The sequence below is a fragment of the Yersinia antarctica genome (assembly GCF_056636475.1).
This window is the reverse complement of the sequence record NZ_JBSJQF010000001.1, coordinates 1,116,183-1,141,915: the sequence shown is the minus strand read 5'-3', so window position 1 is coordinate 1,141,915 and position 25,733 is coordinate 1,116,183. Positions and strand designations below refer to the sequence as shown.

Here is a 25,733-nt window from a genome sequence, read left to right as displayed (position 1 = left end):
AGTTATCCTTCCTGCTCAATCTGGGTCAATATGTCGCGCAGTGCCGGACCGTATTCGTACTTACCGGGGCAGACAAATGTACATAAAGCCAAATCTTCTTCATCTAACTCCAGGCACCCTAGCGCTTGCGCGCTGTCGGTATCACCGGATAACAGATCACGCAACAAATGGGTTGCCAGGATATCCAGTGGCATCACCCGCTCATAGTTGCCAATAGGCACCATAGCGCGCTCCCCGCCGTGCATGTCGGTTGAGAAAGCAAACAGTTTGCGTTTGAAGAAATGGCCCAGCGTGGTGCGGGTGATCGAATATTTATCGCGACCTGGCATTACCCAACCAAATAGTTCTTTTTCTCGCCCTTCGCGGATAACCGATACTTGCTGGTGGAAACGGCCCAAATAACCATGAGTTGCGGAGAAAGCCGTGCCGCTGAGGACTGAACCAGAGATAATACGGTTCTCCCCCTCTTTTAACTTAGCCGCGGTTAATTCAGCCAGGCTGGCACCCAAACGGGTACGCACTAATACCGGTTGATTTACCTGTGGACCCGCCAGCGCAACGATGCGGTCAGTACAGAGTTCACCACGGGTAAATAATTTACCGATAGCAATCACATCCTGATAACCCACATGCCACACCATTTTACGCAAGCTCACCGGTTCAAGAAAATGGATGTGGGTACCAACCAGACCCGCAGGATGGGGGCCGGAGAATTCATTATAAGTTATCTGGGCATTAGAATGGTTGGCAACCACCTGCCCCGGGGCATGGCCCACATGCACCTTGCCTTCAGTTAGACGCGTAAGAACAGTTAAACCGTGCTTAAAGGCGTCTGACTCAGTGGCAATAATGACCTGCGGATTGGCTGCCAGCGGTTGGGTATCCATTGCACTGACAAAAATAGCGCGTGGGCGACTACTAGGAACAGGGGTTTTACTAAACGGGCGGGTTCTGAATGCGGTCCATAAACCAGACGCCAGTAATAGGCTTTGCACCTGTTCATTGCTCAGATGATTAAGGTCCGCTGCATCATAGTGTGGGAAAGGTACTTGCTCATCCCCTTCAATCTCTATCACAACAGATTGTAGCACCCGGCGTTCACCACGATTAATAGCGCTAATTCTGCCACTGGCGATCGCAGTAAAGGTCACCCCTGGATTTTTTTTATCTTCAAAGAGCGCCTGGCCTTTCTTAACCCAATCACCTTCTTGCACCAACATTGAGGGGCGCATGCCCACATACTCTTCACCGAGCAGAGCCACATGACGAATAGCAGGACCATCCTCTATCACCTGCACAGGTGCTCCGGCGATGGGTAGGTCGAGTCCTTTCTTTATTTTAATCATAGGTTTGAGCGACTTTATTAGTTATATCAAATGCTGTACTTAGCCCAGAGCGTACAGCCACATAAAGATAAGATACTTTCATGGTTCAGTTAAACGACGGTTTAATACCCAGTCAATTAGATAAACATAAACGCTAATTGAAAGCATCGCGGTAATGAGTACTGATACCCACATTGAATGATTTCAGGGTAAAATGGCTGTTATAACGATTACATGTGCAAGCCATCAGCAGTGGACGATTTTAGCATTTTCATTCCGCACTGTCTGACAAATGCAGTGACCTGGGTCAAGCAAACACGAATATTTTACGGCTAATTTATCTATCCACTCGGTAAAACCGTATCGTTAATTCATGTTTACCGACTTTGTGGTTATTTTATACAAAACATATATTGCTAAAATTTTTCCGACTGATAATCTGCGCCTATAAATCGAAAAATGCAGTGGCATAATTTACATAATATAAGTAGGAATAATAAATGGGCAAAATCGCACGGTTGTTTGCGATGCTTACGTTTGTGGTGATAATTGGTTTGCCTGCGGTATCCTTCACCAGCTCAGCCAGTGAGCCTGTGGCAGTATCCAAAGAGCTAAAACAACAATTACTCGGGTCATCGGTCTATATTCAGATTTTCAAAGAAGAACGTACCCTGGAATTATACGCCAGGCTACAAGGTGAATATCGTTTAGTGCAAAGCTATCGCATCTGTGAATTTTCAGGTGGCCTTGGCCCAAAACGCCGTGAAGGGGATTTTAAAAGCCCGGAAGGTTTTTACAGTATTGATATGCGCCATTTAAAACCTGACAGTAAGTTTTATCGGGCAATCAATATTGGCTTCCCAAATGATTATGATAAGTCGCAGGGTTATTCAGGGAAATATCTGATGATCCACGGCGCTTGCAAATCAATCGGCTGTTATGCAATGACCGATGCCTATATGGACGAGATATTTAACTACGTGCAAACGGCATTTATCTTTGGTCAGGAAAAAGTGGATATCAGTATCTATCCATTCCGTATGACTGAACAAAATATGCAACGCCACCGTAACTCGTCGGATTACAGCTTCTGGCGGCAATTGCAGCCGGGATATGCCTATTTTACCAAAAACCGGATGCCCCCATCCGTTGCAGTGATCAACGGGCAGTATGTACTCAGCCGCCCGCCAGTCTCCAATGCACCGGTATCGCAATATGCGCTCACCAAATCAAATTCGCTCACCAAAACAGAATAATGCAAATTCACCTGGTGCAATTTTGTGCCAGGTTTCATTACCTGTCAGGGGTTGAGTCGCAATCACCGTGACCACATCTTTGGGTGTGGTCTGGCGTTGAAAATCTATCTCAACATCTTGATCCAGTAAGGTCGCTTTACCAAAAGGTGCCCGGCGCGTAATCCAATACAGATTGGTCGAACAGAACGCCATCACAAAACGCCCATCCGAGAGCAACATATTAAAGACCCCTTTGGCCCGCAACTGCTCACATAGGGTAGCGATATAGCGGAATACCGCTGGCCAGTTACTGGGAGTACGAGGGTAGCGCTTTGCCAATTGATTAAGTAGCCAGCAGAAAGCATATTCGCTGTCAGTCTGACCGATAGGCCGGAAAGTACCGGTCTCTAATTGACGATAACCTTTAAGTTGGCCGTTATGGGCATACGTCCAGTTTCGTCCCCACATTTCGCGGGTAAAAGGGTGGGTATTCTCTAACGCCACTTCACCGCGATTTGCCTGACGGATATGAGAAACCACCGCACAGGATTTTATCGGGTAGTCTTGTACCAAACGGGCTATGGGTGAATTAAAACTGGGTTGGGGATCTTTAAACGTGCGGCAACCATTACCTTCATAAAAGGTAATACCCCAGCCATCTTTATGTGGGCCAGTCCCCCCGCCCCTTTGCACTAGGCCGGTAAAGCTAAAGCAAATATCCGTGGGAACATTTGCGCTCATCCCGAGCAATTCGCACATAACCAACCTCCCGCGTATATCTTAGCTCTTGGTGTTGCAGCGTTGTAGCTGCTCTCGCTCACCGTCTAGGTGATCAACGAGATTGATAATACCGTTGATCACCACGACATATCAGGCTTTAACCATCTCTTTTTCAATCAATTGAATCAAGATATGAATCACTTTGATATGAATTTCCTGAATGCGATCGGCATAACCAAAATGGGGAACCCGAATTTCGATATCTGCCGTACCCGCCATTTTGCCACCGTCTTTACCCGTCAGGGTGATCACCTTCATCCCTTTGGCACGAGCAGCATCAATCGCCTTAATGACATTAGCTGAATTACCGGAAGTGGAAATACCGAGTAATACATCCCCTGCGCGGCCGACGGCTTCAACATAACGAGAGAAGATATAGTCATAACCAAAATCATTACTAACACAAGAGATATGGCTAACATCTGAAATAGCAATCGCCGGATAACCTGGACGATTCTCGCGGTAGCGGCCGGTCAACTCTTCGGCAAAATGCATGGCATCACAATGGGAACCGCCATTACCGCATGACAAGACTTTACCGCCAGCCTTAAAAGAATCAGCCAATAATACGGCTGCGCTCGCAATAGCATTGATATTGCTATCATCTTTCAAAAAGTTTGCCAGTGTGTCTGCTGCTTCATTCAATTCACTGCGGATTAAATCCTGGTACATGGGAGCCTCTTTATAGTTCTATGGCATCGATATTCATCAGCCGTCAGTGTACCGGATAGCATAAACAGCGAGAAGCACTGTAATGAATAAGACATAAGAGTTTTAACTATTAATGCGGGCAGTTTGTGAGATGAGTTGTAAATAACATGTAATGGTATTGATAAAAATAATGAGATGGACTACAACAAATGTATCTCTCAACAGGTCAGACCTCCTACATCTCAGGAGCTTCACTATGATGGTTCTTAGCATTGTTGCCTTACTGGTTCTTATTGGTGTGCTGTTCTATCACCAGGTGAACCTCTATCTCAGTAGTTTGATTCTTGTCGTTTACACCGCCGCGATGGGAGCGTTGCAGTTATGGTCATTCTGGGCATTATTGCCTCTGGTGATTGTTTTGCTACCCCTGACGCTGACCCCACTGCGCCAGTCACTGTTTTCTGCACCAGCATTGCGCATGTTCCGTAAAGTCATGCCTGCGATGTCACGCACCGAAAAAGAAGCGATTGATGCAGGTACCACTTGGTGGGAAGGTGATTTATTCCAGGGCCAGCCTGACTGGAAGAAACTGCATAACTACCCAAAACCGCAGTTAACTGCCGAAGAACAAGCTTTTATTGATGGGCCGGTAGAAGAAGCCTGTCGTATGGCTAATGACTTCCAAATTACCCACGAACTGGCTGACTTGCCGCCAGAACTGTGGGCGTATCTGAAAGAACACCGCTTCTTTGCGATGATCATTAAGAAAGAGTACGGCGGCCTTGATTTCTCAGCTTATGCTCAGGCACGTGTACTGCAAAAACTGTCTGGCGTGTCTGGCATTTTGGCCATCACTGTTGGTGTACCTAACTCTCTCGGCCCCGGCGAATTGCTGCAACACTACGGCACTGAAGAGCAAAAAAATCATTATTTGCCTGGTTTGGCTCGTGGCGACGAGATCCCTTGTTTCGCCCTAACCAGCCCAGAAGCGGGTTCTGATGCCGGCGCAATCCCAGATACCGGCACCGTCTGTATGGGCGAATGGCAAGGTAAGCAGGTACTGGGCATGCGCCTGACCTGGAATAAACGCTATATCACCCTCGCCCCGATCGCCACAGTGCTCGGGCTGGCGTTCAAACTGTCTGACCCTGAACATCTGTTGGGCGATACCGTTGATTTAGGCATCACCTGTGCGCTGATCCCAACCAACACCCCTGGGGTGGAAATTGGTCGTCGTCACTTCCCACTGAATGTGCCATTCCAAAATGGCCCGACCCGTGGCAACGATATCTTTGTGCCGATTGATTACATCATCGGCGGGCCAAAAATGGCTGGGCAGGGCTGGCGCATGCTGGTGGAATGCCTGTCTGTTGGCCGCGGGATTACCTTGCCGTCCAATGCCACTGGTAGCTTAAAAAGTGTGGCGATGGGGATCGGTGCTTACGCCTATATTCGTCGTCAGTTCAAAATCTCAATCGGTAAAATGGAAGGGATTGAAGAGCCGTTGGCGCGAATCGCCGGTAATGCTTATGTGATGGACGCGGCGGCAACCTTAATTACCAGCGGTATTATGCTAGGTGAGAAACCGGCGGTGTTATCCGCTATCGTTAAATATCACTGTACCCACCGTGGTCAACGCGCTGTGATGGATGCCATGGATATTGCCGGCGGTAAAGGGATCTGCCTTGGTCCGGCCAACTTCGTAGCCCGTGGCTACCAAGGTGCCCCTATCGGTATCACCGTTGAAGGCGCTAACATTCTGACCCGTAGCATGATTATCTTCGGCCAGGGGGCAATCCGTTGCCATCCGTTTGTTCTGGATGAAATGGCAGCAGCACAATCTAATGATGTTGCCGCCTTCGATAAAGCGCTGTTCGGTCATTTGGGCCATGTGGGTAGCAGCAAAATCCGTAGTTTCTGGTTGGGGCTGACCAATGGCCGCACCAGTGCCACACCAACCAAAGACAGCACTCGCCGTTATTACCAGCATCTGAACCGCCTGAGCGCCAATTTAGCTTTACTGTCTGATGTCTCAATGGGGGTGTTGGGTGGCAGCCTGAAACGTCGTGAACGTATCTCTGCCCGTCTGGGGGATATTCTCAGCCAAATGTATCTGGCATCAGCAACGTTGAAACGCTATGAAGACGAAGGCCGCCAAAAAGAAGATCTGCCGCTGGTTCATTGGGGTGTGCAGGATGCCCTGCATCAGGCAGAGCAGGCTCTGGATGATTTACTGCGTAACTTCCCAAATGGCGTTATTGCCGGGTTAATGCGGTTGGTGGTCTTCCCGTTTGGTCGCGTACATCAGGCACCGTCAGACCAGTTGGACCATCAACTGGCGCAGTTACTGCAAGTACCGTCAGCAACCCGCAGCCGTATTGGTCGTGGTCAGTATCTGACACCGAGCGAGTTTAATCCGGTAGGTTTGCTGGAAGCCGCTTTGCAAGATGTGATTGCAGCAGAGCCAATTCATAAGCGCCTGAGTAAAGAAGCGGGTAAAAGCCTGCCATTTACTCGCCTGGATGTGCTGGCAAAAAATGCGCTGGCTGAAGGGAAAATCAATGTTGAAGAGGCCGCTATTTTGACTAAAGCAGAAGAGAGTCGCCTGCGCTCAATTAATGTCGATGAGTTTGCAGCCGATGCCTTGGCAGCCAAGCCCGCACTAAAGCAGCCAACCAAACAACGGCAAACTGAAGCAGCGTAATAAATAAGTCTTATTGATGTTAGTGTCTACTCAAGCCTCCGATTCAGGAGGCTTTTTTTATCCTCTTTCAGCACCACAATCATCAAGCAGGCCTCTAATAATTAGCCCGAATTGCTCAGGTTTCCCGCTAAACAGCACATTATCAGGCTGAATTGTTAACAACTGGCGACGTAGGCTATTACGCCACTCAATATCGGTGATCAGCCGCACGGTAACCGCAATATACTCAGCCAAATCATGTGCAATCAACTCCTCAGATAATCCCAGCCGACGGAACAATCCCTCATCGATATGTTCGTGTACTTCAGCCCCACTCAGGCAAACACCGGGTAACCCCTGACGCACAGTATCGACGATGCCATTGGTATTGCCGAAAGGAAAAGGATTAATAAACAGGTCACACTGATTAATGACCAATAAATAGTCCTGATAGGCCAAATGCTCATAGATTTTAGCTTGAGGGATAACAGCATTAACGGCTTTTTCCATCACTCGATGGGTAATTCCCCAGCAAAAACCCACCAAAAAATGAAATATCACCGGCGTTGATGTTTGCCGGGCAATCTCAGCACAGGTATCGATAAAGCGAGGGTTAATTTTCATCGCCGAGGCACAAACCGCGATATGTACCGCTGGGCGCTCATCGAAATGTTGTATCGGTTCCGGCTGGCAAATATTGGCAGGCGGCACATAGGGCAGACAGTCCTTGGGTAACGCAACCACTTTTTCGGAGAAACACTGAGGATCCCCCAGATAATCCTCTTCCACTAATACCGCATCAATATAGCTGGAATGGGTCGTTGCCGGATGGCCTAGTGCCATTATCTGTAAGGGCGCTAAGCGTAAATTAGTCAGTGCAATGGTGAGTGGAAACATCCCGACACTGGGGAAGTAGATAACATCCGGTCGCAATTGTTGCGCCAATGCCACAATAGCCTCAACCGCCCCCGCCCGCTGGACCTCGGTAAAATCATCAAAAACGTCACGGTTGATGGCATCAGTGGCCCCCACAATGGTGACGCCATGGGTGGAAAACTGCTCACGCGCGGCGCGCAACGTACTGGAGTGAGTACGGTAAATAGAATGGCCGCTGTTAAACCACTCCAGGATAACCAGCATAAATGGTTTATCCCGCGCAGGTGGGAGGGAGTGGTTATCAGATAGCCCATTGCGCAGCAGCGTGTTACGTAAGTGAAAATTAATACTGCGTTTTATGGCGTGTTTTGCTGCTCTATCTGCATAACTGCAATGCATATAAACATCGTGCAGGATGCGTTCAGGTAAGCCCTCAAGATTCTCTAGCGTTAGTAGTTTTTCAGGTAACCACTCTAATAGCCGCTCACGTTTCGCATGCCCAGCAGCGCTGGGTAAAATACGTGGCGACAGTAACGCCAGAAACAGTGCCGCGGCCACAGGGGGATTAAATTGCCACAATATATCCGGCTGAAGCGGAATACCCGATTCAGGTAAATACATCAGGCAAAATTTCAGAAAATTATGGTGCTCAAAGCGCAAAGGATGGGCGCATCCCTCCCCCGCTTGATTAAGGTTGGTAATCACATGATCCGCATGGCCAAAAGGTGATGCGGCAAATATCAACGCTATCCAGCGATGGAAATTAATCAGTTGTAAAAAACCTTTATCGGATACCACAAAACCAGGATCAGAAAGTAGGTTGCCAATAGCCGCAGCCAGGCGATTACAGTAATGCTCCTGTTGCTGTACCGATTGATGCTTAAGCGAAAAAACATCCCAGCGGCCATATTGGCGGTCCAGTTGCTCCAACATCAAGACCAGTAATCGCCCCGCCTCCTCATAGCGCCGCACACACACTAAAAACTCGAAATAGGGTAATGAAAATGCGGTCGACTGCTCTACCGCTGATGCTAATTCAGCCGTTTTCTCCACCATTGTCAGCTCACCTTGTCACATCGACATCACGATTTCTCTAGCAAATTTAGAGAGTTAAAAATCCATTACTCCTGACCCGATATTTTAGTCAGGGGGTTCCACTTACCGAGAACATGGGTCCCGCATAGCTCGTGCTCATTGGTAACCTGTTCGGAGGTTATACCCTTAGGAATACAAACCGTGAGGCTGATATGGTCTGTACTATCATGCTCATATTCAGTCAGGATAGAGGGCGGTAAAGTTTGTGTTTCGAGGGCGCCGAGAATTTGATTTCGTCTTATGAGTAACGAGGCTGATTCCCCCCCCTCCTGAGACTGAGCTACCTGCGTACTATCTCCAGTCGATTTATCACCGGGGTTAGGGGCCGACCTGACTTTACCGCCAAAATTATTTTTATTAACAGGTTTGCCATTGATAATCACATTGTCACCAATATTCTCCGGCAAGGTGAAAAACACCGATGGCTTATATGAGCCGGTATTCCCGCCAAGCGTAATGTCAGTTATCGCTGCATAATCATTGAGGAAAATACCATGAGTATTACCGGAACGGCCGTTCACCCTCCCCCCACTAATTGGGCCACCAATATGCACACCATGACCATCACCTGCGGCATCACCATTAATCGTCGTATTGCCGCTGTTGAATACTAGCCCCGTGATCTCCACGCCATGACCATCGCTGGCATTACCGCCTAAGGTGGTGTCATTCAGCGTATTGTTGCCGCCGAACTGAACACCGGTGCCTTTCTCACCGCTAGCATTGCCGATCACCGTCAGCAGATCATCCGCTGCAGGGCCACTGAGCGAGGCGTTTTCACCAATATCAACACCGGTGCCATTAGTGGTATCGCCTTGCACCACGCTGCCGTTGCCACCTGTCAGATTAGCGGCGAACTCTACCCCCTTACCGTCCGGGCTGTTACCGTTGAGGATGGCGTGGTCCAGATTACTGTCATTTGCCACCTTGATGCCGCTGCCATTAGCTGATGTACCATTAATTGTGCCGCCACTGACTGCCCCTCCAAGCTGGACACCGTTGCCATTCTCCGATTGCCCCCCAATCGTGGTATTACCTTCATTTTGTAGTAAGCCATTAATATCCACCCCGGTGCCGTTAGTGGCATTCCCCGTCAGGGTGGTGTTATCAAGGAGATTGATACCGTCAAGCTGCACGCCGGTGCCATTCTCGCCGGTGGCGTTGCCGGTAACATTGAGCAGGTCACCCAGGCCACCGCCCTCCAGGAGGATTTGTTTACCAATGTCCACCCCGGTGCCGTTAGTGGTATCGCCCTGTACCGCACTGCCATTGCGGCCAGTGAGGTTACCGGCGATCTCCACCCCCTTACCGTCCGGGCTGTTGCCGTTGAGGATGGCGTGGTCCAGATTACTGTCATTTGCCACCTTGATGCCGCTGCCATTAGCTGATGTACCATTAATTGTGCCGCCACTGACTGCCCCTCCAAGCTGGACACCGTTGCCATTCTCCGATTGCCCCCCAATCGTGGTGTTACCTTCATTTTGTAGTAAGCCATTAATATCCACCCCGGTGCCGTTAGTGGCATTCCCCGTTAGGGTGGTGTTATCAAGGAGATTGATACCGTCAAACTGCACGCCGGTGCCATTCTCGCCGGTGGCGTTGCCGGTAACATTGAGCAGGTCACCCAGGCCACCGCCCTCCAGGAGGATTTGTTTACCAATGTCCACCCCGGTGCCGTTAGTGGTATCGCCCTGTACCGCACTGCCATTGCGGCCAGTGAGGTTACCGGCGATCTCCACCCCTTTGCCGTCAGAGCTGTTACCGTTAATGATGGTGTTATTAAGTTGGATATCACCATCAACTTTGACACCCGTCCCCCTGTCCGAGTTGCCATTAACCGTGCCGCCAGCGATCGCCCCGTTCAGCGCCACCCCGTTGCCGCCAGTGGCAATACCCACCACGCGAGTATTGCCGTTATTCACCAGCGGACCGGCAATATCAACACCGGTACCCTGAGTGGCGCTACCGTTTAGCGTGGTATTATCAAGGGTATTATTACCTTCCAGTTGCACACCGGTGCCTTTATCGCCCATCGCATTACCGTTGACAGCAAACAGATCGTCCGTACCACCACCAGTGAGAGTGGCATCTCTATCGATATACACTCCCGTGCCGTTAACCACTTCACCCTGTACTGCGCTGCCGTGGCTACCTGACAGGCGGCCCACGATCTCCACCCCTTTACCATCCGAACTATTTCCCACCAGCACGGTATCATTCAGCACCGTGTCGCCATTGACGCCAACCCCAGAACCAGAATCGGAGATGCCATTGATGCGGCTGTCATCAAGCACACCATTCATAACTTGAACACCAATGCCACTGGCCGCAGTCCCATTCACCACACTGTCGCTCAGTTGGCCATTAACCCACACACCAATACCGCTGCCGGAAGCAGTGCCGTTCAATACCGTATTGCCTTGATTGGTCAGTGGGCCGATGATATGCAATGCAATACCATCCACAGCCGAGCCATTTAAGCTGGTATTACTTAAATCATTATTGCCATTGAGTTTTATCCCAGTACCGGTATCTGTTGTTGCCACCCCATTTAGTGTCAGCAAATCGGTTTCACTGGTGCCGATGACATATAAATTTTCTGCTATATCCATGCCATAACCAACACCATCGGTGCTGCCATTAATAACACTCTGATGGACACCCTTTATATCATTGGCAATCTCTACGCCGATGCCATTAGTACTACTGCCATTGAGCGTGGCATTATCTAACACGGCATGAGTGACAATATTAGAACCCGGCAGTGGATCAATTTTCACACCATTGCCATTAATTGATTCTCCGGTCAGAGTGGTATCAGTAATAGTGGCATTGCCGCTAATGCGCAGACCTTCGGCATGGGTTCGCCAATTCCCAAACGAAATGCAACAAAGTGACCCACCGGTCAGGTACGGATAAAATAGCCGTATTGACCCTGTCGGAGACCCTGTTGCATGAAGGGAAAACATTTGACTCAGCATGAGCGCTTTTACATCGAAAAACGAAAAGCTGAAGGCGTTAATCAGTCCTGCATTGCCAGAGAGCTCGGCGTCTCTCGCTCTACCCTGAGCCGGGAGCTCAGACGTAATACGGACCCCGCCTTCAACGGACTTTACTCCTCCAGACGCGCTGATGCCTTAGCCAGACAACGGCGGGGCGCCACCTCGGCACACAATGCCTGTTTCCCTCTGGGCCAGCAGACACAAGACTTTCTCCGGCAGGCGCTGGCTGTACATACCTCCCCTGAGGTTATCTCTGGGAGACTGAAAATCCAGTTTGATATCGCCGTCAGCAAAAATACCCTCTACCGCTATATCCGTTCGGACAGACAGGCTGGCGGTAAGCTTTACCTTCAGCTCCCTCACCGGGGTAAACGCTATCGCTATGATACTGGTGAGCCCGGACGCACGCCCATCCCGGACAGGGTTGGCATTGAGCACAGGCCTGCTGAGGCTGAACTCAAACAGGTTCCCGGGCATGTTGAAATCGATACGATTTTTGGCAAAGACCAGAAGTCATTCCTGCTGACGGTCGTGGACAAAGCCACAAAGCAGGTCATTATCCGTAAACTCCCCAATAAGTGCGCTGAGAGCGTCGTGGAAGCGTTCAGGGACATCGTGGCGAATACTTTCTGTGAGTTTAAAACCCTGACGGCAGATAACGGACCCGAGTTTGCGAAACATAAGGACATCACTCAGGTAACGGGCGCAAAGGTTTACTTTGCCCGGCCTTATCATTCCTGGGAGCGGGGGTTGAATGAGCATACCAACGGTCTGATACGGCGGTTTTATCCGAAAGGAACCGATTTTAATGGCGTCAGCGATGAAGATATTGCGAGACTGGAGCACATCCTCAACACTCGGGGGCGCAAATCTCTGGAATACAGCTCACCGAATGAGGTATTTTTAGAGTATCTACTCGCTGCATAACGCATGATGGTTTGTTGCGTTTCGTTCGGGAATGGGGCGTTGAACTCCCGGTGACATTAATATGATTAATTTGATGCTCGGCACTGAAGAGGTGAACACCGGCGCTATCAATACTGGTTCCTTCAATCGTGACCGGGCCGGTACCGTTATTAACCACACCGGAAATAGCAACCCCAATACCTTCGACACTACTGCCGCTAATGAGAGTGTCACCCTCGCCACTTAATATCACGCTATTATTACTGGCAGGAAAGTTAATGCCGACACCGCTGGTTGAGCGCCCTTCCATTTTGAAAGAACCATTATTGTTTATCGTTAACTGAGCTGCATCTGTATGGGTAATACCCCCTCCGCCAGCAGTCGCTGGTGCCCCTTTATTTTCACCGAGGAGAGATAATTGGCTACCTTTAGCAATATTGAGTGTATTCACCCCATTAAAATCAATCCCTTTGCGGGTAGCACCATTGCCTTCTGTCTCGCCTTGAAACGCAATATTCCCTTCAACCGACAAGGTACTATTGGCTCTAAAACCAACGCCTGAGCCCTGCGTCGTATTAAATGCTTTACCGATCATCGAACCATTTTTGGCTTTTATACTGATATTCCCCCCCAAACTTAATGCAGTGCTTAATGAAGTCGGTAAAGCGGCCAGTGTTTCAGAATAAACAGTAACATTCCCCGCAGTAGCATTAAGTTCTACATCAGTAAAATAAACATGTCTCGACCCCTGAGACAGACCATTGATATCAATATTGTGCTCAGTTGATGTCAGCGTCGTATTTAATAGATAGACAGATGCTCGCGTAGCAGCCCCCATATCAGCCTTACCATTTAAGGTGATATCTCCTTGTGCATTAAGATTATTATGTGACGTATTTGAATCCCCTTGAATAAAAATCCCTCCGCCATCACCGGTGGCAACTCCCGTCAGATTAATATCTTTGTTAGCATTAAAAATGGTATTTGGCTTAATCAAAATACCTTCTTTTTCGGAGGTTACATTGGCATTAATATCACCTGTTGTAGCAGTAATATTAGATTCACGTATTGCCAATCCGGCAGAGCTAGTCGAGTTAGAGACAACGTTAACCTCATTTGCTGTGAGATCTAAATTGGCCCAGGTTATGCCTTTTGAACCATTGTTATTTACTGTGAAGTTTCCGTTTTTAGTTTCAATATTAGCCCCATCAATACCAATACCCGCCCCTGAAGTATTGCCATGATTATTCGCTTCTATTGATATATCTTTCCCCGCAGTGATATTTACTTTGTTAGATGAGGTCCCATTTATTGTCACCGCCTCCACAGCGAGTGCTGAGGTATTGGCAACTAATAGTATATCTTGGCCTGCCGTCATCGCACCATTACCGCTGAACCCGAAGGCTTTATGTGCGGCGGAGGTTAAATTGGTTCTAATATCATTTTTAGCAGTAAGAACTGTATTCTTCATCAATACAACTTCATTACCGATGATATTACCATTCATCAAAATATTATCGGCACTGATAGTGACATTATTGAAAGGACTGCCTTTGACCCCACTGATATTTAAATTAAAATCTCCTTCCTGTGCTTTTATATTGGCAAAATCCGCAACAACTGTGGTACCGATTTCCGTTCCTTCATTAACCGCCACCAGCGATATATTACCACCGGCAGTCATATTGACCTGAACACTACTGGAGTTACCACTTATCCTGATGCCATCAGCACCCGCAACTGTAGAGTTCGTGGTTACACCTTTCAGATTAATATCGCCACTGGCATTTATATTAGTGTTACCTGAGATCCACAGCCCTTTATTGGTAGTAGTGGCATCAACATCAATATTACCGGCAGTCGCCGTAAGGTTACTATCTCTAAGTAATAAACCATCAACTCCAGTGATATTGATATTTAATTTAACACTATTTCCATTAACTTGTGATTCCTTTATCCGTAACCCAAGATTAGTCTGGGTAAAGATATCACCATTGATATCAAATAAAACATTGCCAGACTTAGAATAAATACTGCCATTAATAAAATCCATTCCACCATATGCACTACCATTGGTATTTACCAGGAATGTGATATCTTTATCACCGGTAATGGTTGCATTCGTAAATGTGCCTACCCACGAACTTTTAGAATTAGACTTAAGATCAAATAAAATATTACCCGAACCAGTCAAGACTGAATCCTCAGATATATCAATACCCCGCCACCCTTGCCCATTAGCATTACTACTTTCACCCGCTATACGCGTTTCACCTGCTACAGAAATATTAGCAGCATGACTGATACTCACCCCAATTTGCGATGCCACCCCAGTATTTCCTTCAAGAGTGAGGTTGCCGACATCATATTTCCCACCCATAATAATAATACGAGTCGCACTGTTATCATTGGCATGTTTTGCCAATAAATCCCCTTTATTTAACAACACATCACTATTATTTAATGTAATAACAGAGTCGGCAGTAGAATTACCCGCTAATAAATTAAGATTCAGCTTGCCAAGATTAGCGGTAATATTATTGTTAATAACAACATTGCCGTCAGCATGTAACGTCAGCGTAGCATCGCCACCCGCTGTTTTATTGATATCAGCCTCTAGCGTAATATTGCACCAGCGGCAATTGGTTAAAGTGTGATTAGTGGTAGTCACCGTCACATTGGTGCCGCGATCGAGTTGAGTATTGATACTGCTATTCAATATTTGCGCTACCTTGACCGTCGGAGCGAAAACCTGGGTATTTTTCACATATCCAGCAGGAATGTCCCCAATCTGAACCATTACCCCGCTTTCAGCACCACTACCAACAATACTTACCTCTGCGGGATCAAGTAACCAACTCCCCTGACTACCATGAATAGCCGCAGTATCAACCTGACCAAAAGCCTGTAAATTACGGTTACTGGATGTCTCTACCTGCCCACCATTACCTGACTGTAGCCCACCACGAGCATAAATATTGCCATAGAAGCCAGTGTAATCTTCTGACCAGAGCACGGCGGTACCACCCGACCCGTGGTTTGAAGCAGAAACATCAATATCCGCACCTTTATCCATGACGACTGCTCGGGCATTTTTTATCGCATTATTTTTACCCTGCCAATCGCCCCCGACCAGGACTTTGCCACCGCCCTCAGCCCCGCGAGCATCAATTTTGCTCGTTTCGACCAAATGTATCTTTTCACCTTGCAAGATAACATTCCCGCCACGGCCCTGCGCACTACTGACATCAATAACACCTTGCTGGCTCACCACCCCTTCACTGCCGCCATCGAGGTAAATAACGCCATTTTTTTCAGATAAACTATGCGCCTGCAAAATACCGGTATTATCAATCACAGTATTCATTAACATCTCTTTGCCGCGCGCTGTCAGTTGGATAACCCCGCCATCAGCCTGAATCAGCCCGCCGTTTTGCAACAAAGTACTGACCTGTTCACCCTGGACTTGCACACTCAGCAAGCTGCCGTGATCCAGATTAAGGGTGACACGACTCCCGCTCGCTAATGCTACTTTTCCTTGCGGCGACGCGATAACACCGGAAGCCTGATTATCAACCTGCTGGCCAATCAGCGCGATATAGCCACCAGTGGTGGTGTGCAAATTAGCCTGATTAACCAACTTGCCTTCATGTTTTCGGCTGGTCAACGTATAGCGCCCAGAAACAAAATCCTGATTTGACATGGATTTAGTACTGGCAACCAAACCACCAACATCAACTTGCGCACCTTTTCCAAACAGAATGCCATTCGGATTAAGTAAAAAGACCTGTCCATTCGCTTTTAGGCTGCCATATATCTGCGATGCATCGCGACCAAGCACCCGGTTCAGCGCAATACTCTGCTGCCCTGGCTGGTTATAAATAACGCTGTTCCCCTGCGCGATATCAAAGCTGCCCCAATTGATTGCCAACTTATCGCTTTGCTGAGTCACGGTAAGGGTGGTGTTGTGAACATTCAACACACCTTGACCGATAATAATATTGCCGTTAACCGGCAGTGAGGGATGGGCGAATACCCGTAGCGGTAATATGCCAAGAGCTAATCCCGTCATGATGGCCAGGTGGCTTAATATTCCAGCTTTTGTATTATTGTCATTAATGACTTTTTTGCCGCCAGACGAAAAGGACCGTCCGTAAGCTCGGGTAAACTCTCCGACAGCAATTAAACATCCCAACCGACGGCAGAAAATAAGTTTGTATAATTTACTGTTCATTATTCACGTCCATTAAATCTGACAAATATGCCAATAAGCGCTAAAACATCTTGTAAGCGCTAAGCCAAAGTTGGTCGTTATCCGGTTGTGCAATTGCAGCCTGGCCGGTTCGATGTGCCCAAGTCAGATTCAAGGTGTAATCTGCCGGACGAAAGAGTGTGATATAGGCACCAAAGCCAGACAGGTTAATATTATTCCCCGTCAGGCCCGCGATAGGCTGGCGATAGTAAGAGCCCCACCCTTGGTCAAAAAATGCCGCGAAGGTGATTTGATTCCCAGTTCCTGCCCATGTGGGAAGTAAGAGTTGCCAATGGGTGCGTAATTCGGTAGTGAAAAGAGTGCCTTTATCCACCGCCCCTTCACCAATGCCATAGGCGCGCACCGCCAGCGGCCCACCTAATAACAGTTTTTGTGAGCTATCAAGATTCTTACTGGCTATTTGACCGGTAAATTGGTTGAAAAAGGTGAAATAAGGGCCAAAACCCTGATCATGACCGGCACGATAATTAAAACGGGCAAAAGTGCCACCAATACCAGTTAAGGAATTCATGCTTTGACTGAATTCGTCATCCAATGACAGATGGCCTGCCGTACCCAGTAAAGTAAAATTACTGAGTCCTCTAGGTACTGCGGTAAACGTACCACCAAGACCAAACTCACCGGCATCCAGATTGCGCTTTTGTTCTGGCAGCATAATCAGTGAATCACGCATTCTGCTCTGATAATAACCGGTATTCACATCAATTCTAGCTGCCGAATTACGGATCCACGGATGGCGTAAATTAATGCCCCAAGTGTTAGAATGGCCATGAGCATCCAATATTTCGAAAGGCCCCTTTAGGGTATAATCCAGATAACTATAATTAAGCGCTGCACGGGTGCCATAAGTATTAATGGGGAAGTTGTAATCCAACATGCCATTGAATACATCTACCGAGCTGGATAAAATCAAATCAGTACGTAGTTGATCACCCCAGCCGGTCATATTATTGAGTACCCCACCGACTAATAACCGATTATGACCAGAATAATCATTACCCTGGTTATCCACACCGAGATATCCCATCGCAGTCTGTCCTGGGGATATATCAGCATAAACTCTCGTCATTCCCGATTGAGTTCCCGGTTTTAATGCCAAAGCAGCATCAACCCCCGGAATTCCATTAAGAATAAGGGTGGTGCGTTCAAGGCTGGATAACTCAGCCGGAGAAGCGGCACAATCTTTATTGCCAACAAAACCCACTTCTTTGCTACAACTATTACTTTCAATCACCGCAGTAGCAAAATCAGTATTCAACCGGCTCTGATTATTAATCTCCGGTTTATCTAATCTGCCAGCAATAATACGAACTATGACAACACCTTCACGGATAGTTTGTGGTGGCAATATTGCCTGAGTGGCAACAAATCCTTGTTGTCGATAAAAGCGAGTTACCGCTAACGTCATGGCTTGTAAATCATTAAAGGTTAATTGTTGCCCCAACCAAGGCGTAATTACGGCGCGTAGTGCTTTATTATTTCCGTTACTGTGCCGTAATAACTGGGTATCACCCTCGAATCTAACCTCACGTAACATGATTCTTCCCGCCGAGGTAGAACCGCCAAACGATGTAGGAAGGAGCAAAGGTGGAAGTTTGATTTCAGCTTCCTGTGGCGCACGCAATGGCACCGGCGTTGTTTGCCGTATTTCGTTACTAATCACACCCGCATTCGGTACATTTATGACCTGAGGAGCGGCGACTACCTGTGAGCAAAAAAAAAGGGCAAACATGATTACTGTGGAACTCAGTTTAGTCTGATACCGTAATTTTTCTGGATAATAAAAATGTCGCATAAAATACGCCTGCTTAGCATGATGATCACGCCAGTTTAAATAATAAGAACCTCCGTCATTTAATACTGGCCCACATAGTTGATTTTAGTTAGCAAGTTAATAAAGTGATTAAATAAACATAAAATAGAATGTAAAATGGCATGACAAATTAATAAATACCAACATCCCAAAGAGTAACCTCTGTTGGTTAAGACTAATATTCATCTCACACGTATAACAAATAGTTATTTATGGTAGATATTTCATTATCGACATGAAACAATAATAGATTCACATACAAATAAATAATCAAAGTAATTAGAATTTAAATAGGGAGTGAAGTAATAACTTAACAAAATGAAAAAACACATTAAAATAATAGCCAGCCAGCCAAATAACACCAACTACAATTACAGTAAAAGAAATAATAAGCCACATGGAATACTAATAATAACAATAAAAAACATTAATCGTATTTTAAAACAGCCTAAATACCCGCTAATCACTTAAATATGAACAATGCTTTTTATAATTATAATTAGATATAGTAATTTAAATAATAAAAAGCCCCGCATTACTTAACGGGGTCACTATATTCTGGTTCAGACCATCACCGAGTACCATGAATAATTTTTGCTATCCATTCTGCCTGATGCGAGCAATCAAATTATCAATGTTATCAATGTGTGATGCGGCCAATATCAAACTACGCCCCAAACTCAACGCATGACGCTGACATTCCCGGCGCATCTCTTCATCAGCGATACTATCCAGATCAGCAACATGTGCCAGGCCAATGGTACGCCGAATTAATTCAGTACCACAAAACCCTATCGCATCTTGCCAAACCTGTTGCAGGAACTGTTGTACATATCCTTCGGTCGCTAAGGCTAAATCCTGCGTTTTTTCCTGACTTAACGCCACGAAACGGCTAGAAAATGTTTGCCAGATAATATGCACATCTTTCAGCCGTTGCTCGCGGCTAGCTGCGGCATCACGGGGGCCGGCCAAGCCGGGTAGTCCACAGTAATTGAGCAGTAAATTCCCTAGTGCGGTACCCACATCAAAGCCGATTGGGCCATAGAAACCAAATTCGGCATCAATAGTTTTCAAACGCCCCTCAGCAACGAAGATAGAACCACTATGAATATCCCCGTGCAGCAATGCTTCGGCCTTACTCAAGAAGCGATGTTTAAGTGAGGCCACCGCCACCTTGAGAGCATTATCCTGGCGCAGAGCCAGTACATCAGGGAGTAATGCCGGATCAAAATTATTACGTTCATGATCAATATAAGGGTCAGTAAAGAATAGATCCTCAGTAATCTGGCACAACTCTGGATTGGTATAGCAGCTCACTGCCGCTTTTTTGGCTTGTGCCGACTGATAAAAATCTGAGGTATGGAATAAGGTTTGCGCCAAATATTCAGCCAGTTGTCCCGCCGCTTGCGGATAGTGTTTACCTGCCAGCAGTTCACTGCGCCAGATATGGTGATCAGATAAGTCCTCTTGCACCATAACCGCCAATTCAGCATCGTGATGCAGCACATTGACCGTGTGTTGAGGGCAAAATTGGCTGTGTGTCAGCAGGGTTTGCGCTTCAATTCTGGCGCGATCCAAGGTCAACGGCCAAGACTCCCCAACGCAGCGCACATAAGGCAGTGCCTGCTTGACAATCACCCGACTGACGCCGGCCGCATCACGGATTTTAAACACCAGATTGAGATTGCCATCCCCAATTTCATCGGCCATCACTAAGGTCAGTGGATTAGCAACCTGACCAAATTGGCGAGCATATTCAACAGCATCCGCAGCAGTAAATGTATGGTAGCGCGACATCTTCGACCTCTTTATTCTTTACCCGATTCTGGTTCACTCACCGCCAACTACTTGCTTAGCTGTGAAATTATTCTCTGTTAGAGCTAAAAAATCCGTATTTAGGCGTAAAACCATATAGACGTCTACACATCCGTAAGATATGTTGGCAGAATAAGAAACCAGATGCAATAACGCAACATGGATTTAACTGACAATGCAGACGCTTAACAGGCTCGATTTACAAACCACCAGCTTAAGAATTATCGATAACCAGCTCTGGATACTCGATCAGCAGGCATTACCACAGCGTCAGGAGTGGCTATTAGCTGATACGGTAGAGTTACTGATTGGTCATATCCAAACATTGCGAGTCCGTGGTGCACCGCTCATTGGACTGTCAGCAAGTTTATTATTGGCTTTACTGGCAGAACGTGGTTTGCCGCAAGCTCAACTTGAGCAGGCACTCATCGCGCTGCGTGAATCCCGCCCGACGGCAGTCAACTTGATGAATAATCTGGCACGGATGCAGCAGGCTTTGCTACAAGCCAACTGGGTCGATACTTTGGTCCGCGAAGCGCTACATTTGGTGGATGAAGACCGAGAATTGTGCGAGCGCATTGCCCGGCATGGGGCGGCACTGGTTAAACCGGGCAGTAACTTGCTAACCCACTGCAATACCGGTGGCCTCGCTACGGCAGGCATTGGTACCGCTATCGGCGTATTATTGAAAGCCCATCAGCAAGGTAATATTCAGCAGGTGTGGGTCGATGAAACCCGTCCTTTACTACAAGGCGGCCGCTTAACCGCCTGGGAGTTAGGTGAGTTAGGTATTCCATATCAATTGATTTGTGATTCGATGGCTGCCAGCCTGATGGCTCAGGGCAAAGTGGATGCTATCTGGGTTGGTGCGGATCGCATTGCCGCCAACGGCGATGTGGCAAATAAAATAGGCACTTACAGTTTGGCGGTGTTGGCCCACTATCACAATATTCCGTTCTATGTTGCCGCCCCGCACACTACTCACGATCCAAACTGCCCGAATGGTGCAGCGATCCCAATCGAGCAGCGTGCCGCCAGTGAAGTGACCGGTGTCTCAGGCAGCTTTGGCAGTTGCCATTGGGCACCAGAAGATGCCGCTGTGTATAACCCGGCATTTGATGTCACACCGGCAGCATTGATCAGTGGTTGGGTATTAGACAGCGGCGTCATTAGCCCAGAACAAGTGGCGGCAGGCTTCTTCCAAGCTAAGAATTAGCAATGTTTGTAATTTTATCCCCAAAGCAATTGAAGCCGCAGCGGTGTTAGCTGCGGCTTCAAGTAAGAAGGTGATCAATCCAAACGTGGATAAGCATCGGCTATCTTATCGCCAGTAAAATGTGCCACCCACCCCTCAGGATTATCAAATACCCGAATAGCCGTGAAATTCGGTGCAGACCCCATATCAAACCAGTGGCGAGTATCGGCAGGGACAGAAAGTAAGTCATTCTTTTCACAAAGTATTTGATAAATTTTACCTTTCAGATGCAAACAGAACAACCCTGCACCTGCAACGAAAAAGCGCACTTCATCTTCACCGTGGGTATGTTCTGATAAAAACTTCTCACGCAACACTTCCCGCTGAGCGTTATCAGGCCGCATGCTAATCACATCCCAACTCTGATAACCCTTCTCCGCCACCAGCCGGTCAATCTCATGTTGATAAGCTGCAATCACCGCCTCCGGCTGTGGATTTTCACCCAGTTCACGATCTGCCTGCCAGCGCTCAAAGCGCACACCAATAGCAGTCAGTTGCTGCTGGATCTCTTCAGCATCACGGCTTTGCCACAGCGGTTGCTCCGGCTGCTCATCACTAAAAATCGTTAATCCGCTCATGCTGTAAAATCCTCCAAAACGATTTGATCAAAACGGCTCACCTGTGGGTGGCGGCTTTCGTTATCAGGAAAGTCGCGAATCAGTTGGCAAGTTTGCCAACCCGCCAGTTGCGCGGCATCCAACTCCTGACGTATATCAGATAAGAACAGCAGTGCTTGTGGGGCGATAGCTAATTGACTAGCAATATTCTGATAAGAGCTCACCTCACGTTTCCCCCCAACATGGGTATCAAAATAGCCACTGAATAGCGGGCGTAAATCCCCTGCATCGCTGTAACCAAACAACAGTTTCTGCGCAGCAACCGAGCCGGAAGAGTAGACATATAACCCCAAACCCTGTTGCTGCCAGTCGGCCAATTGCCGGGCCACTTCTGGGTAAAGATGACCACGAAAGTCCCCTTGCAGATAACCGGTGCGCCAGATAATGCCTTGAATCGCTTTCAACGCCGTGGATTTACGGTCTTCATCCATAAAACCATGTAACGCGGTAATCAATGTTTCAATATCAGCATCCGGCTGTGCAAGTTCATGGCGCAAACTGGTTAGCGCTACGGCAATCTCTTCATCCTGCTGATGTGCACGCAAATAGGGCGTCAGTCGCTCGCGGGCATAGGGGAACAGCACCTGATGGACAAAGCGGATGTCACTGGTGGTGCCTTCAATATCGGTAACAATAGCCTGGATCATTTAGCCCCCACGTTAGGATTGAGATCAAACAAGCGGCGTTGCAGTTCACACTGGAACAAGAATTCCAGCCCTTCCAGATGACGACGGGCTTCCACCACGCTATTTCCCCAGCAATACAGGCCATGACCGCGCACCAAGAATCCGTAGTGTAGCGGGTTATTATCTGCCAGTGCGGCAACCCGTTGGGCCAGCGCCGGAATATCCTGATCATTATCAAAAATAGGGATGGCAACCGCATCCAAATGGCTACGCTGACCCGATAGTGATTTCTGCATTTCATAGCCTTGCAATACTAATTCATGGCTACGCTCAACCCGAGATAGCACGGTGGCATTCACCGAGTGAGTATGTAACACCGCATTGATCTCTGGATACCGACGATAAAGCAAGGTATGTAGCCCGGTCTCTGCCGAGGGAGTACGCCCACTGGGAACATGGTTGTTGGCGGTTTCTACCAGTAGAAAATCGTCAGCGGTGAGGCTGCCTTTATCTTTACCCGATTCGGTAACCAGACAATGAGTCGAGTCCAGCCGCAGGGACATATTACCACCAGTCGCTGGGCACCAGCCCTTCTCCCCGATCCAGTGGCAGGCGGTTAACAGCGCGCCAAGTTGTACATTTTCTGTCATTGCATATCCCTGTTGTGGTGTAGGTGGGTCATCACATTTAGCAACCGCAATTTGCCCGACGATCAGCTTTAGTACATTTTTATCTATGCTTAGCGAATTACGGCATTTAGCCGTTTAAACATCTAAGCGTCTTGATTGCCAAATCTTAACATCGTGTTATATTGACGGCAACATACAGCGCCAGGAGTATTCATCTGCCATGAGCACTTTATCCTTTATTCCAGACAGTAAATTGCCGGCACAAGGCACTACAATCTTTACGCAAATGAGTGCATTGGCGCAAAAACACCAAGCGATTAACTTATCGCAAGGGTTCCCCGATTTTGATGGCCCAGACTATTTGAAACAGCAATTGGCCTATCATGTCAGTCAAGGTGCAAACCAATATGCCCCAATGACCGGCGTGGCGCCGCTGCGCAATGCAATTGCGGAGAAAACGGCTAAAATCTACGGCTGGCAGCCCGATGCCGACAGCGAAATCACCATCACTACCGGTGCCAGCGAAGCCCTGTTTGCCGCCATTACCGCCCTGGTGCGCCCAGGCGACGAAGTTATCTGCTTTGACCCCAGTTACGACAGCTATGCACCGGTAGTTAAACTGGCGGGCGGCATACTCAAGCGCATAGCACTGAAACCCCCGACATTCGCCACCGACTGGTCTGAATTTGCTGATCTGGTTTCTGAACGTACTCGTCTGGTTATCGTCAATACGCCGCATAACCCTTCAGCGACTGTTTGGCGGGCGGAAGACTTTGAACAACTGTGGCAAGTGATTGCTGAACGTAATATCTATGTGCTGAGCGATGAGGTGTACGAACACATCTGCTTTAGCGCCACAGGCCATGCCAGTGTGCTGGCTCATCCGCACCTGCGCCAACGCGCCATTGCAGTGTCCTCTTTCGGCAAAACCTTCCATATGACCGGTTGGAAAGTGGGGGTATTGCATCGCCCCCGTCGCTATCAGTGCCGAAGTACGTAAAATTCATCAATATCTGACCTTTTCGGTTTGCACGCCGGTTCAGCTCGCATTGGCGGATATGCTCAATGCCCAACCAGAGCACTGGCAGCAACTGCCCGATTTTTATCGCGCCCGTCGTGATCGCTTCGTTAATGCGCTGTCCACCAGCCGCCTGAAAATTCTGCCGAGTGAAGGCACCTATTTCCTGTTGGCCGATTACAGCGTGGTTTCTGATCTTGATGATGTTGAATTCTGCCAATGGTTAACCGAACATGTCGGCGTGGCCGCGATACCGTTATCGGTATTTTGTGAAGGCCCGTTTCCCCATAAACTGATCCGACTGTGCTTCGCCAAACAGGATGCCACGCTGGATGCTGCGGCGGAGCGATTGTGTCAACTTTAAAACTGACCCTGCTGCAACAGCCATTGGTATGGTTGGATGCACAGGCAAATCTGCGCCATTTTGACATGCTGTTGGAGCCACTCCGGCAGCGTGATGTGATTGTGTTGCCAGAGATGTTTACCACCGGTTTTGCCATGAATGCGGCTGAAAATGCATTATCAGAAGGTGAGGTCATCAACTGGTTACGCCATTGGGCCACGGTTACTGATGCCCTGATTGGCGGCAGTGTGGCGCTGAAAACCACCAAGGGTGCGGTGAACCGCTTCCTGCTGGTTGAACCGAATGGGCGCGTTCATCATTATGACAAACGCCACTTATTCCGCATGGCCGGTGAGCACCACCACTATCAAGCGGGCAAAGAGCGCAAGGTGGTGGAATGGCGCGGCTGGCGAATTTTGATGCAAGTTTGCTATGACCTGCGTTTTCCGGTGTGGTCACGCAATTTGCAAGATTATGATTTAGCACTCTATGTCGCTAACTGGCCAGCTCCTCGCGCCAAACACTGGCAAAGTTTACTGACAGCGCGCGCGATAGAAAATCAGGCTTACGTCGCCGGATGTAATCGGGTCGGCGATGATGATAACGGCCATCACTACCAGGGCGACAGTGTGATTCTGGATGCTCAAGGTGAGGTGTTGGCGCAAGCAGAACCGGGACTGGCTGCGCAACTGGATGCTGAGTTGTCTTTAGAAACATTGCAGAGCTATCGCGAAGCCTTTCCGGCATGGCGCGATGTTGATGATTTTTTATTGTTGTAAAGGTAAAACCAG

At 48.1% G+C, this 25,733-nt stretch carries 16 protein-coding genes and 1 pseudogene; 6 read left to right on the top strand and 11 right to left on the bottom strand.

Translation table 11 applies throughout. The annotated features are described in order from the left end of the window. Positions 1-2 precede the first annotated feature (2 nt). Complete coding sequence (locus ACWJJO_RS05045) at positions 3-1,346, bottom strand: Na(+)-translocating NADH-quinone reductase subunit A (RefSeq protein WP_420073270.1); 1,344 nt, start codon at positions 1,344-1,346, stop codon at positions 3-5. A 479-nt stretch (positions 1,347-1,825) separates the two neighbouring features. On the opposite strand from ACWJJO_RS05045, the gene dpaA reads away from it, so the two are divergent. Then, the gene (dpaA, locus tag ACWJJO_RS05040; RefSeq protein WP_083160149.1) at positions 1,826-2,581 is read left to right on the top strand and encodes a peptidoglycan meso-diaminopimelic acid protein amidase; all 756 of its coding nucleotides are present in this window, start codon (positions 1,826-1,828) and stop codon (positions 2,579-2,581) included. Here dpaA and ACWJJO_RS05035 read toward each other — a convergent pair. Together ACWJJO_RS05035 and lpcA are read right to left on the bottom strand one after the other, a co-directional pair. Next, entirely contained in the window at positions 2,555-3,319 is a 765-nt protein-coding gene (locus ACWJJO_RS05035) for a class II glutamine amidotransferase (protein ID WP_102970460.1), read from the bottom strand. The two genes, dpaA and ACWJJO_RS05035, sit on opposite strands and share 27 nt — an antisense overlap. 111 nt (positions 3,320-3,430) lie before the next feature. Further along, complete coding sequence (gene lpcA, locus ACWJJO_RS05030; protein WP_083160151.1) at positions 3,431-4,012, bottom strand: D-sedoheptulose 7-phosphate isomerase; 582 nt, start codon at positions 4,010-4,012, stop codon at positions 3,431-3,433. Positions 4,013-4,247: 235 nt separating this feature from the next. Between lpcA and fadE the strand changes: the two genes are divergently transcribed. Continuing rightward, positions 4,248-6,695, top strand: coding sequence for an acyl-CoA dehydrogenase FadE (gene fadE, locus ACWJJO_RS05025; RefSeq protein WP_083160153.1), 2,448 nt, complete (start codon positions 4,248-4,250; stop codon positions 6,693-6,695). Positions 6,696-6,752: 57 nt separating this feature from the next. Here fadE and ACWJJO_RS05020 read toward each other — a convergent pair whose 3' ends face one another. Then, positions 6,753-8,606 (bottom strand): glycosyltransferase, encoded by a 1,854-nt coding sequence (locus tag ACWJJO_RS05020; protein WP_481090704.1) that lies wholly within the window; start codon positions 8,604-8,606, stop codon positions 6,753-6,755. A gap of 65 nt (positions 8,607-8,671) precedes the next feature. Further along, a complete protein-coding gene (locus ACWJJO_RS05015) occupies positions 8,672-11,614 on the bottom strand; it encodes a beta strand repeat-containing protein (RefSeq protein ID WP_481090703.1) in 2,943 nt (980 codons plus the stop codon). Between ACWJJO_RS05015 and ACWJJO_RS05010 the strand changes: the two genes are divergently transcribed. After that, the gene (locus tag ACWJJO_RS05010; RefSeq protein WP_481090518.1) at positions 11,600-12,574 is read left to right on the top strand and encodes an IS30 family transposase; all 975 of its coding nucleotides are present in this window, start codon (positions 11,600-11,602) and stop codon (positions 12,572-12,574) included. The two genes, ACWJJO_RS05015 and ACWJJO_RS05010, sit on opposite strands and share 15 nt — an antisense overlap. Here ACWJJO_RS05010 and ACWJJO_RS05005 read toward each other — a convergent pair. The 3 genes from ACWJJO_RS05005 to mtnK form a co-directional block, all read right to left on the bottom strand. Further along, positions 12,498-16,787 carry a two-partner secretion domain-containing protein gene (locus tag ACWJJO_RS05005; RefSeq protein ID WP_481090702.1) on the bottom strand — a complete coding sequence of 1,430 codons (4,290 nt, stop codon included), beginning with the start codon at positions 16,785-16,787 and terminating at the stop codon, positions 12,498-12,500. The genes ACWJJO_RS05010 and ACWJJO_RS05005 overlap by 77 nt on opposite strands. A gap of 40 nt (positions 16,788-16,827) precedes the next feature. Beyond that, positions 16,828-18,621: a ShlB/FhaC/HecB family hemolysin secretion/activation protein gene (locus ACWJJO_RS05000; RefSeq protein ID WP_481090701.1), complete on the bottom strand. Its 1,794-nt coding sequence runs from the start codon at positions 18,619-18,621 to the stop codon at positions 16,828-16,830. Positions 18,622-19,236: 615 nt separating this feature from the next. Beyond that, complete coding sequence (gene mtnK, locus ACWJJO_RS04995) at positions 19,237-20,436, bottom strand: S-methyl-5-thioribose kinase (RefSeq protein WP_083160161.1); 1,200 nt, start codon at positions 20,434-20,436, stop codon at positions 19,237-19,239. A 193-nt stretch (positions 20,437-20,629) separates the two neighbouring features. Here mtnK and mtnA point away from each other — a divergent pair, with 193 nt between their 5' ends. Continuing rightward, entirely contained in the window at positions 20,630-21,670 is a 1,041-nt protein-coding gene (gene mtnA, locus ACWJJO_RS04990; protein ID WP_372568740.1) for an S-methyl-5-thioribose-1-phosphate isomerase, read from the top strand. Positions 21,671-21,744: 74 nt separating this feature from the next. Here mtnA and ACWJJO_RS04985 read toward each other — a convergent pair whose 3' ends face one another. From ACWJJO_RS04985 to ACWJJO_RS04975, 3 genes are read right to left on the bottom strand one after another with little or no spacing between them, the layout of a single operon-like run. After that, positions 21,745-22,287, bottom strand: coding sequence for a 1,2-dihydroxy-3-keto-5-methylthiopentene dioxygenase (locus ACWJJO_RS04985; protein ID WP_481090700.1), 543 nt, complete (start codon positions 22,285-22,287; stop codon positions 21,745-21,747). Beyond that, on the bottom strand, positions 22,284-22,973 hold the full coding sequence (gene mtnC / locus ACWJJO_RS04980) for an acireductone synthase (protein ID WP_083160167.1): 690 nt from the start codon (positions 22,971-22,973) through the stop codon (positions 22,284-22,286). Before mtnC ends, ACWJJO_RS04985 begins: the two co-directional genes overlap by 4 nt. Further along, a complete protein-coding gene (locus ACWJJO_RS04975) occupies positions 22,970-23,602 on the bottom strand; it encodes a methylthioribulose 1-phosphate dehydratase (RefSeq protein WP_420073158.1) in 633 nt (210 codons plus the stop codon). The genes mtnC and ACWJJO_RS04975 overlap by 4 nt, the downstream gene beginning before the upstream one ends. Positions 23,603-23,801: 199 nt before the next feature. Between ACWJJO_RS04975 and ACWJJO_RS04970 the strand changes: the two are divergent. Further along, positions 23,802-24,963 (top strand): annotated as a pseudogene (locus tag ACWJJO_RS04970) (pyridoxal phosphate-dependent aminotransferase). After that, positions 24,951-25,721 (top strand): amidohydrolase, encoded by a 771-nt coding sequence (locus ACWJJO_RS04965; RefSeq protein ID WP_481090699.1) that lies wholly within the window; start codon positions 24,951-24,953, stop codon positions 25,719-25,721. Before ACWJJO_RS04970 ends, ACWJJO_RS04965 begins: the two are co-directional and overlap by 13 nt. Positions 25,722-25,733 lie beyond the last annotated feature (12 nt).

Coding starts and splice junctions, on each gene's coding strand:
- fadE (WP_083160153.1), top strand. CDS start 4,248: ATGATGGTTCTTAGCATTGTTGCCTTACTGGTTCTTATTGGTGTGCTG.
- ACWJJO_RS05035 (WP_102970460.1), bottom strand. CDS start 3,319: ATGTGCGAATTGCTCGGGATGAGCGCAAATGTTCCCACGGATATTTGC.
- mtnK (WP_083160161.1), bottom strand. CDS start 20,436: ATGTCGCGCTACCATACATTTACTGCTGCGGATGCTGTTGAATATGCT.
- dpaA (WP_083160149.1), top strand. CDS start 1,826: ATGGGCAAAATCGCACGGTTGTTTGCGATGCTTACGTTTGTGGTGATA.
- mtnC (WP_083160167.1), bottom strand. CDS start 22,973: ATGATCCAGGCTATTGTTACCGATATTGAAGGCACCACCAGTGACATC.
- ACWJJO_RS05010 (WP_481090518.1), top strand. CDS start 11,600: ATGAAGGGAAAACATTTGACTCAGCATGAGCGCTTTTACATCGAAAAA.
- ACWJJO_RS05015 (WP_481090703.1), bottom strand. CDS start 11,614: ATGTTTTCCCTTCATGCAACAGGGTCTCCGACAGGGTCAATACGGCTA.
- ACWJJO_RS04985 (WP_481090700.1), bottom strand. CDS start 22,287: ATGAGCGGATTAACGATTTTTAGTGATGAGCAGCCGGAGCAACCGCTG.
- ACWJJO_RS05045 (WP_420073270.1), bottom strand. CDS start 1,346: ATGATTAAAATAAAGAAAGGACTCGACCTACCCATCGCCGGAGCACCT.
- ACWJJO_RS05020 (WP_481090704.1), bottom strand. CDS start 8,606: ATGGTGGAGAAAACGGCTGAATTAGCATCAGCGGTAGAGCAGTCGACC.
- ACWJJO_RS05005 (WP_481090702.1), bottom strand. CDS start 16,787: ATGAACAGTAAATTATACAAACTTATTTTCTGCCGTCGGTTGGGATGT.
- lpcA (WP_083160151.1), bottom strand. CDS start 4,012: ATGTACCAGGATTTAATCCGCAGTGAATTGAATGAAGCAGCAGACACA.
- mtnA (WP_372568740.1), top strand. CDS start 20,630: ATGCAGACGCTTAACAGGCTCGATTTACAAACCACCAGCTTAAGAATT.
- ACWJJO_RS05000 (WP_481090701.1), bottom strand. CDS start 18,621: ATGCGACATTTTTATTATCCAGAAAAATTACGGTATCAGACTAAACTG.
- ACWJJO_RS04975 (WP_420073158.1), bottom strand. CDS start 23,602: ATGACAGAAAATGTACAACTTGGCGCGCTGTTAACCGCCTGCCACTGG.